The organism is Anaerolineales bacterium, from assembly GCA_003105035.1.
GTDB lineage: Bacteria > Chloroflexota > Anaerolineae > Anaerolineales > UBA4823 > FEB-25.
On sequence record PQAL01000029.1, the window covers coordinates 67,594 to 75,489 of the forward strand.

A 7,896-nucleotide genomic window follows, 5' to 3' on the forward strand; every position below is an offset into this window, starting at 1 on the left:
TCTTATCCCTTACCAGATTTCCCAGCCTTGCGGCGGATCTTCTCATCCAAATATTTAATACCCTTGCCGAGGTATGGTTCAGGTGGGCGTTGTTTGCGTATGAAATCTGCCAGCTGACCAACCTGTTGCTTATCCGGGCCTAGTACCTTGATCTGGCGCGTTTTTGCATCGGTCTCAAAGGTAATTCCATCAGGAGGCTCAACGACAATGGGGTGGGAATAACCCAGGTTCATCACCAGGTTCTTCCCCTGTACTTCTGCTCGATATCCAACACCGTTGATCTCTAAAATCTTCTGAAAGCCAGTGCTGACACCCGTAACCATATTATTAATCAGGGCACGCGTGGTGCCATGCAGGGCACGATGTGCCCTGGCATCGGAAGGACGTTTTACATTAATGACGCCATTTTCCAGGGCGAATGACACATCCGCAGGGAATGTGTATTCAAGGTTGCCTTTTGGGCCTTTTACCTTGATATTGTTGCCCTGGATGGTCACCTCCACCTGGGGAGGAACCGTTATTGGCAGACGACCTATTCTTGACATCCCGGCCTCCTTACCAAACCTTGCACAGGATCTCGCCGCCAACACCAAGCTGGCGAGCGCGCTGGCCGGTCATGACGCCTTTCGGCGTGGACAGGATGGCGACACCCATCCCGGAGAGCACATAGGGGATCTCCTGCTTTCCAGTATAGACCCGGCCTCCGGGGCGGCTGATGCGCTCCAGACCTGTGATGACTGCACGACGCTCACGGCGTTCGCCCACGTATTTCAAGCGAATGCGTAAGACCTTTTGTGCAGGTCGCTTTGAATCATCAACAACTTCATAACCACTGATATAGCCTTCTTCCTTCAAGATCTGCGCAATGGCAGATTTCATTTTAGAATTTGGCAGAGCTACAGTGGTGTGTTCAGCCAACACAGCATTGCGAATGCGTGTGAGCATATCAGAGATTGGATCTGAAACAGACATGTTCTTTTCCTCCGCCCGTTACCAGGATGACTTCACAACGCCAGGGATTTTGCCTTCAAGGGCCTGTTCGCGAAAACAGATACGACACATCCCAAAACGGCGGATATAACCACGCGGGCGTCCACAAATTTTGCAGCGATTGCGCACACGGGTAGGATATTTCCGGCGCATTTCACGGTATTTCATGCAAGTTTTCGCCATTAGTTTCCTTCCTTCCGAAACGGCATGCCTAGCATTTGAAGCAGCTGCCTGGATTCGTCATCATTACGCGCTGTCGTAACAATGGATATTTCCAAACCGCGTAATTTATCAATCTTGTCATACTCGATCTCTGGGAACACCAGCTGTTCGCGCAGCCCGAGCGTATAATTGCCACGGCCATCAAAGGCATTGGGTGAAATACCACGAAAATCACGCACGCGGGGCAGGGCGACATTCATCAGCCGATCTAGGAATGACCACATTCTGTCGCCGCGTAAAGTAACTTTTACGCCGATCTGGCGGCCTTCGCGCAGCTTGAAGTTGGCGATGCTTTTCTTGGCTTTTGTGATGATCGGCTTCTGACCGGTGATCAGCTGCAAGTCTGCTACTGCCGCTTCGAGCGCCTTGGCATTATCCAGGGCTTCACCCACACCGATATTCACCACCACTTTAGTGACGCGCGGGATCTGCATAACGTTATCTGTGCCGATCGCCATCTCGAGGGCAGGTGCAATTTCATTCTGATATCGTTCTTTTAAATAATGAGTCATCGTATCGCTCCACAATGGTGATTATTCAATCACCGCCCCACAATTCTTGCAGATGCGCTTGCTCTCGTCATCTTCTCGCTGGATACCAACGCGCACCGGGTTATCGCACTTGGGGCAAACTAACATGACATTGCCGATGGCAATGGGACCTTCAAATTCGATGATCCCGGGTTTAAGAGTGCGGCCCTGGGATTGAACCTGCTTCTGGTGTTTCTTGCGTACATTGATGCCAGCAATGACCACCTTGCCTTCATCTGGAAGGACTTTGATCACCTTGCCGCGCCTGCCTTTATCAGCTTCACGGCCGCTGATCACTTCAACGGTATCGTCTTTACGAATTTTTACTCTCACAGCTTATACTCCTGCACCAAACCCGTTAAAGGACCTCTGGTGCCAATGATACGATTCGCATAAATCCTTTTTCTCGCAGCTCACGTGCCACAGGGCCGAAGATGCGGGTGCCTTTGGGGTTTTGCCCATCGGTGTCCAGGATGACTGCAGCATTATCGTCGAAGCGAATATAGGAACCATCATCCCGGCGCCACTCCTTGGCACAGCGCACGATCACAGCCTTAACTACTTCGCTTTTCTTGACACTGCCCTGCGGAGAGGCTTCCTGGATCGCGCCGACCACAATGTCACCCACGCGACCATAGCGACGCCTTGACCCGCCCATGACGTGGATCACGAGCAGGGAACGCCCGCCGGTATTATCTGCAACCTTGACCACGGTCTCTTGTTGGATCATGGCTATGCCTCCGGGCTACTCTCACCACCACCAACCGAGTGCCGTAGGATTTGTTCAACAACCCAGCACTTGTTCTTGGAGATAGGGCGGCTTTCAACAATTTGGACTTGATCTCCAACCTGGCAACCCAGCTCATCATGAGCCATCACGCGCTTGCGGCTGTTGACCACTTTTTTGTAGAGAGGATGGCGGTAAGTTCGTGAAATCTCCACTACCACCGTCTTCTGCATGGCATTACTGGTTACAAAACCAATGATTCGTCGGCGATTATTCATGGTTCTCCTCGCTTTCAGGATTTCGCTGGCGCTCATTTAAAACGGTTGCCAGACGGGCAATGATGCGCCGGGTCTGGCGCAGGCGGGTGAAGTCACTCAGCTCACCTGAGGTTAGCTGGAAGCGCAGCTTCATCAGCTCTTCCCGGGTATCGTTGAGCTTGGCTTCGAGGGCCTCGGTGGATAAATTTCTGACCTCGTGAATTTTCATTGTTCACCTCCGGCAACACGGTCGTGGCGACCGACAACTTTAGTCTTAATCGCCAGCTTGAATTGTGCCAGACGTAAAGCTTGACGGGCCTCATCTTCTGGGAGCCCACCACCAACCTCAAACATGACGCGTCCCGGTTTGACCACTGCTACCCAGTATTCGACATTTCCCTTGCCTTTACCCATGCGGGTTTCGGCAGGTTTCTGGGTGTAGGGCTTGTCGGGGAAGATGCGGATCCACACCTTACCGCGCCGCTTCAGGGCGTGCATGATCGCCCGACGGGCAGCTTCGATCTGTCGCGCAGTGACCCAACCGGGTTCCAGAGCTTGCAGGCCGAAGTCTCCAAAATGGACGTCAGCGCCGCGCAGCTCGGTGCCCTTCATGCGACCGCGCATTTGCTTGCGATACTTTACTCTTTTAGGCATGAGCATGGTAAATACCCTCACTACTCACTTACGTATACACCCTCAGTCGATTCAACCTGCTCTTCGACCGTCGGCAATAATTCACCACGATAAATCCAAACCTTGACACCGATGCGACCATAAGTGGTCAGTGCCTGGGTCTGGTGATAATCAATGTCGGCACGCAGGGTGGCGCGCGGTACACGACCTTCACGCATATTCACCACACGTGCCATTTCTGCTCCGCTCAGGCGACCACCGACTTCCACGCGGATGCCTTCAGCACCCTGGCGAATGGCCTGCTGGATGGCGCGCTTCATGGCGCGCTGGTAGCTGATGCGCCGTTCAAGCTGTTCGGCGATATTGTGTGCCACCAGGTAGGCATCCAGATCAGGGCTCTTGATCTCCTTGATCTCCAGATCGATCTTCTTGCCGACGATGGCTTCCAGGTGTTGGCGTAGGATCTTGACGCTCTCACCTTTGCGGCCGATCAGCACACCGGGTTTAGCGGTGTTGACGACAATTTTTACCTTCCCAGGGAAGCGCTCAATCTCGATGCGCGATACTCCAGCACGGGAAGCTTCCTTGCGGACCAGGTTACGTAGCTCGAAATCCTGGTGCAGCTGGTCGACGTATTCCTTACCTTCGGCGTACCAGCGCCCTTCCCAGGTTTTGTTGATCTTAAGGCGAAAGCCAATCGGATTTACTTTGCGACCCATAAAAGCTCCTACTTTCCTTCCCGCTCACGCAGGATGACGGTTAGATGAGATGAGCGACGTAACCAGGGCATAAATCTGCCGCGCGGGCCAAAACGGCGCCATTTGCGGGTGGGTGCTTCATCAGCATAAATTCGGTATACGAACAGGTCATCACGGCTGACGCCGAAATTTTCTTCGGCGTTGGCGACAGCTGATGCAAGTAGCTTGGAAACTGGCCGGGCTGCGTAATTCGGCATGAATTTCAACATGGTCATGGCCTGGACAACATCCTTGCCGCGTACAGCATCCACCACAAGGCGGGCCTTCTGGGCAGAGATATTGGTATCCATGGCCTGGGCGCGAATATCATGGGAAGGCATGGATTATTCCCCTTTCTTCACTTTCTTTTCAGCAGTCACATGACCGCGAAAAGTGCGGGTGGGGGCAAACTCACCCAGGCGATGCCCTACCATATTCTCGGTGATGTAGATGGGTACATGCCGACGACCGTCATGGACTGCCACGGTATGCCCAACCATCTGCGGGAAGATGGTGCTGGCGCGACTCCAGGTGCGGATGACTTTCTTCTCGCCACGTTCGTTCATGGCTTCAATTTTCTTGAGTAATTTCGGTGCCACAAAGGGCCCTTTTTTCAGAGATCGTCCCATATTCTCGACTCCTGGTTACGATGGACTACCTGCGGCTCTTGCCGCGCTTGCGGATAATATATTGATCCGACAATTTATTACGACGGGTCTTATAACCTCGGGTTGGCCGACCCCACGGGCTCTTCGGGCCGGGCATACCAGTAGGTTGGCGTCCTTCACCACCACCATGGGGGTGATCGCGGGGGCTCATGGCTGTGCCACGCACGGTTGGACGGATGCCCATATTACGCTTGCGACCAGCTTTGCCGAGTTTGATATTACTGTGATCCAGGTTACCGACCTGCCCAACGGTGGCAAAGCAAGTCTGGCGGATCAGGCGGACTTCGCCTGATGGCATGCGGATCTGGGCAAAGTCACCTTCTTTAGCCAACAGTTGAGCAGCTCCACCGGCTGATCGGACAAGCTGACCACCCCGGCCTTCTTTTAGCTCAAGATTGTGGATGAGCGTACCAACCGGGATATTGGCAATCGGCAAGCTGTTACCGGGTCTCACTTCAGCAGTAGGACCTGACATGACCACATCACCAACCTTCAGATCAAGGGGAGCGATGATATAACGCTTCTCGCCATCGGTATAGAACAACAATGCCAGGCGGGCGGTGCGGTTTGGATCGTATTCAATCGCAGACACTTTGGCAGGAATGCCAAATTTCTCGCGTTTGAAATCAACAATGCGGATGTGCCTGCGGTTGCCACCACCACGATGGCGAACTGACACACGGCCAGTGGTGTCACGACCAGCATGCTTGTGCTTGTCGATGATCAACGACCGCTCGGGTGTGGATTTAGTAATTTCTTCAAATGAATAACCGGTCATTCCGCGCAGGGAGGGAGTTACCGGCTTATATTTCTTTACGGCCATTACTTAACTCCTTCAAACATATCAATGGTGTCACCGGTTGCCAGCGTGATAATGGCTTTCTTGTAACCACTGCGGCGAACCATCACACGGCGGCTTTTCCACCGGCGGGTGCGCTTGGGGGATACATTAATTAGATTTACCCGTATAACTTCCACATCAAAAAGGGTTTCGACTGCATCCTTGATTAATCCCTTGGTTGCATCGCTGGTAACCTCGAATGTGTACTGGTGCAGGTTGGCATTCTGAAAGTTCGACTTCTCAGTGACAATTGGTCGGCGCAGGACATCGTAGATTGTGGTCATGAATGACTCCTGTCTACCCTAAATGGGCTGCGATGACATCCAGCGATTGCACAGGTAGGACGATCTTGTCATAACTGAGCAGGTCGCGAATGTTCAAATAATTTGCCAGCATAGTTTTCGTATCTGCCAGATTGCTGGCTGAGCGGATGATGGTTTCGTAGGCTGGGTTTTTCTCGGGGATGAGGATGACCGCGGTTTCACTGCCAACCAGCTTTGTCATCACCTGGGCCATCAGCTTTGTCTTGGGTTCAACCAGGGATAACTCGTCCACCACCACAATGGCTTTTTCGGAAGCCCGGACAGAAAGCGCTGAGCGCAAGGCTGCCTGGCGCATCTTGCGTGGCATGGGTAAGGAATAATCGCGGGGTTTCGGGGTGTGAACTTTACCGCCACCTACCCACTGGGCGGCACGAGTTGATCCCTGGCGTGCCCGACCAGTGCCTTTTTGCTTCCAGGGCTTCTTGCCACCGCCTGAAACCTCGCTGCGAGTCTTCGTGCTGTGGGTTCCAAGGCGAGCATTGGCCATCTGCCGTACGAATGCCTGATGCATCAAATCAATGTTAATTGGGGCTTCAAAAATCTGCGCCGGAAGCTCGACCGTGCGGATTTTTTCACCTTCCATGTTTACGACATCAACTTCCATAATCTTATTCTCCACAGAAAAGAGGACCAGAGCCGCAATCGGGCTACTGCTTCCGGGTTTCCTTGATTTCCACAATGCTGCCCCTGGCACCGGGTACAGCGCCATTGACGCCAATCAGGTTGCGTTCCTTATCCACCAGAACAACCTTGAGGTTTTGGGTGGTGATCCGGCGATTGCCCATATGACCAGGACCACGGGCACCCTTATACACACGACCTGGGGTGGTAGTGGAACCGCGTGAACCAGGAGCGCGCTCACGATCGGATGTACCATGGGTCTTATGATGACCTTTGAAATGATAGCGTTTCACACCACCCTGGAAACCACGTCCTTTACTGGTGCCGACGATGTCAACAAATTCACCAGTTGAGAAAACCTGGTCCACAATGATTTGATTACCTTCAGAAACTTCGGGATTTTTTACACGAAATTCGCGTAAAAAGCGTAAAGGGGGGAGGGAGTTGCGTTTGAGGTGTCCCAACTCGCCACCGGTCAGGGTCTTTGGCCTCACTTCATCAAAACCCAGCTGTACTGCTGAGTAGCCATCTTTATCGGGGAGGCGAACCTGTGTAACGTAGCACGGCCCAGCTTCGATGAGAGTGACCGGTAACGCCCGGCCTTCTACGAAAATCTGGGTCATGCCAATTTTCTTTCCAATTAGCCCTTTTAACATCTCGGTTTTCTCCTAACTTACATAATTATTCGGGACTGTCAGCCTGGGCATGGCTGCATCATCCCTGACCGCAGTGCAGTCAACCGGTCCACCGTGGAGCATCGGGTATGTGCGCTCGCGTGTAGAACCGCTCTTACACTGCCACCATCGTGCAGCGGGCGTGTTGGAGAACTTATTTGTGCTCACCAACTTGCACCCGCCGTTGAAGGCGGTAATCCTAAATTTTTATTTCAATGTCCACACCCGCCGGAAGGTTCAATCGCATGAGCATATCAATGGTCTTGGAATCTGGATCCAGGACATCGATCAATCGGTTATGTGTGCGGATTTCAAAATGCTCGTGTGAATCTTTATCGATGAATGTCGAGCGCCGAATTGTAAACCTTTCTTTCTTAGTTGGCAAGGGTACAGGACCAACTACTCTGGCACCCGTGCGCTCAGCGGTCTCAACGATGCGTTTCGCAGATTGATCCAGCACGCGGTGATCATAAGCCTTTAGACGAATACGGATTTTTTGTTTTGCCATGTTTTTTATTCCAATAATTCTAAGTTATGCGATGATCTTGGTGATCACACCTGCGCCGACGGTCAGGCCGCCTTCACGGATGGCGAACTTGGAGCCTTGCTCCAACGCCACCGGCACGATCAGCTCCACTTCCAGGTTCACATTGTCGCCCGGCATCACCATCTC

Annotated in this window: 18 protein-coding genes; all 18 read right to left on the minus strand. The window is 52.7% G+C overall.

All coding sequences use genetic code 11. The features are described 5' to 3' along the window. Positions 1-2 precede the first annotated feature (2 nt). Entirely contained in the window at positions 3-545 is a 543-nt protein-coding gene (locus C3F13_12540; GenBank protein ID PWB52098.1) for a 50S ribosomal protein L6, read from the minus strand. A gap of 10 nt (positions 546-555) precedes the next feature. Next, the gene (locus C3F13_12545; protein ID PWB52099.1) at positions 556-972 is read right to left on the minus strand and encodes a 30S ribosomal protein S8; all 417 of its coding nucleotides are present in this window, start codon (positions 970-972) and stop codon (positions 556-558) included. 18 nt (positions 973-990) lie between these two features. After that, positions 991-1,173, minus strand: a complete 183-nt coding sequence (locus tag C3F13_12550; GenBank protein ID PWB52100.1) for a type Z 30S ribosomal protein S14 — start codon at positions 1,171-1,173, stop codon at positions 991-993. After that, positions 1,173-1,724 (minus strand): 50S ribosomal protein L5, encoded by a 552-nt coding sequence (locus tag C3F13_12555; GenBank protein PWB52101.1) that lies wholly within the window; start codon positions 1,722-1,724, stop codon positions 1,173-1,175. Before C3F13_12555 ends, C3F13_12550 begins: the two co-directional genes overlap by 1 nt. Before the next feature lie 21 nt (positions 1,725-1,745). Beyond that, complete coding sequence (locus C3F13_12560; protein ID PWB52102.1) at positions 1,746-2,075, minus strand: 50S ribosomal protein L24; 330 nt, start codon at positions 2,073-2,075, stop codon at positions 1,746-1,748. A 25-nt stretch (positions 2,076-2,100) separates the two neighbouring features. Further along, on the minus strand, positions 2,101-2,472 hold the full coding sequence (locus C3F13_12565) for a 50S ribosomal protein L14 (GenBank protein PWB52103.1): 372 nt from the start codon (positions 2,470-2,472) through the stop codon (positions 2,101-2,103). A 2-nt stretch (positions 2,473-2,474) separates the two neighbouring features. Continuing rightward, on the minus strand, positions 2,475-2,747 hold the full coding sequence (locus C3F13_12570; protein PWB52104.1) for a 30S ribosomal protein S17: 273 nt from the start codon (positions 2,745-2,747) through the stop codon (positions 2,475-2,477). Next, entirely contained in the window at positions 2,740-2,955 is a 216-nt protein-coding gene (locus C3F13_12575) for a 50S ribosomal protein L29 (protein ID PWB52105.1), read from the minus strand. The genes C3F13_12570 and C3F13_12575 overlap by 8 nt, the downstream gene beginning before the upstream one ends. Next, positions 2,952-3,386, minus strand: a complete 435-nt coding sequence (locus C3F13_12580) for a 50S ribosomal protein L16 (protein ID PWB52106.1) — start codon at positions 3,384-3,386, stop codon at positions 2,952-2,954. Before C3F13_12580 ends, C3F13_12575 begins: the two co-directional genes overlap by 4 nt. 14 nt (positions 3,387-3,400) lie before the next feature. Continuing rightward, on the minus strand, positions 3,401-4,078 hold the full coding sequence (locus tag C3F13_12585) for a 30S ribosomal protein S3 (GenBank protein PWB52107.1): 678 nt from the start codon (positions 4,076-4,078) through the stop codon (positions 3,401-3,403). Positions 4,079-4,086: 8 nt separating this feature from the next. Continuing rightward, positions 4,087-4,437 (minus strand): 50S ribosomal protein L22, encoded by a 351-nt coding sequence (locus tag C3F13_12590; protein ID PWB52108.1) that lies wholly within the window; start codon positions 4,435-4,437, stop codon positions 4,087-4,089. Positions 4,438-4,440: 3 nt separating this feature from the next. Further along, positions 4,441-4,725: a 30S ribosomal protein S19 gene (locus C3F13_12595; GenBank protein ID PWB52109.1), complete on the minus strand. Its 285-nt coding sequence runs from the start codon at positions 4,723-4,725 to the stop codon at positions 4,441-4,443. 25 nt (positions 4,726-4,750) lie between these two features. Beyond that, positions 4,751-5,587: a 50S ribosomal protein L2 gene (locus C3F13_12600; GenBank protein ID PWB52110.1), complete on the minus strand. Its 837-nt coding sequence runs from the start codon at positions 5,585-5,587 to the stop codon at positions 4,751-4,753. Beyond that, entirely contained in the window at positions 5,587-5,889 is a 303-nt protein-coding gene (locus C3F13_12605) for a 50S ribosomal protein L23 (protein ID PWB52111.1), read from the minus strand. The genes C3F13_12600 and C3F13_12605 overlap by 1 nt, the downstream gene beginning before the upstream one ends. A 13-nt stretch (positions 5,890-5,902) precedes the next feature. Beyond that, on the minus strand, positions 5,903-6,532 hold the full coding sequence (locus C3F13_12610) for a 50S ribosomal protein L4 (GenBank protein PWB52112.1): 630 nt from the start codon (positions 6,530-6,532) through the stop codon (positions 5,903-5,905). A gap of 43 nt (positions 6,533-6,575) precedes the next feature. Further along, positions 6,576-7,205, minus strand: a complete 630-nt coding sequence (locus C3F13_12615; protein ID PWB52113.1) for a 50S ribosomal protein L3 — start codon at positions 7,203-7,205, stop codon at positions 6,576-6,578. A 217-nt stretch (positions 7,206-7,422) separates the two neighbouring features. Further along, positions 7,423-7,731, minus strand: a complete 309-nt coding sequence (locus C3F13_12620) for a 30S ribosomal protein S10 (GenBank protein PWB52114.1) — start codon at positions 7,729-7,731, stop codon at positions 7,423-7,425. A gap of 24 nt (positions 7,732-7,755) precedes the next feature. Continuing rightward, the coding region (tuf, locus tag C3F13_12625) for an elongation factor Tu (protein ID PWB52118.1) at positions 7,756-7,896 on the minus strand (141 nt) is incomplete at its 5' end.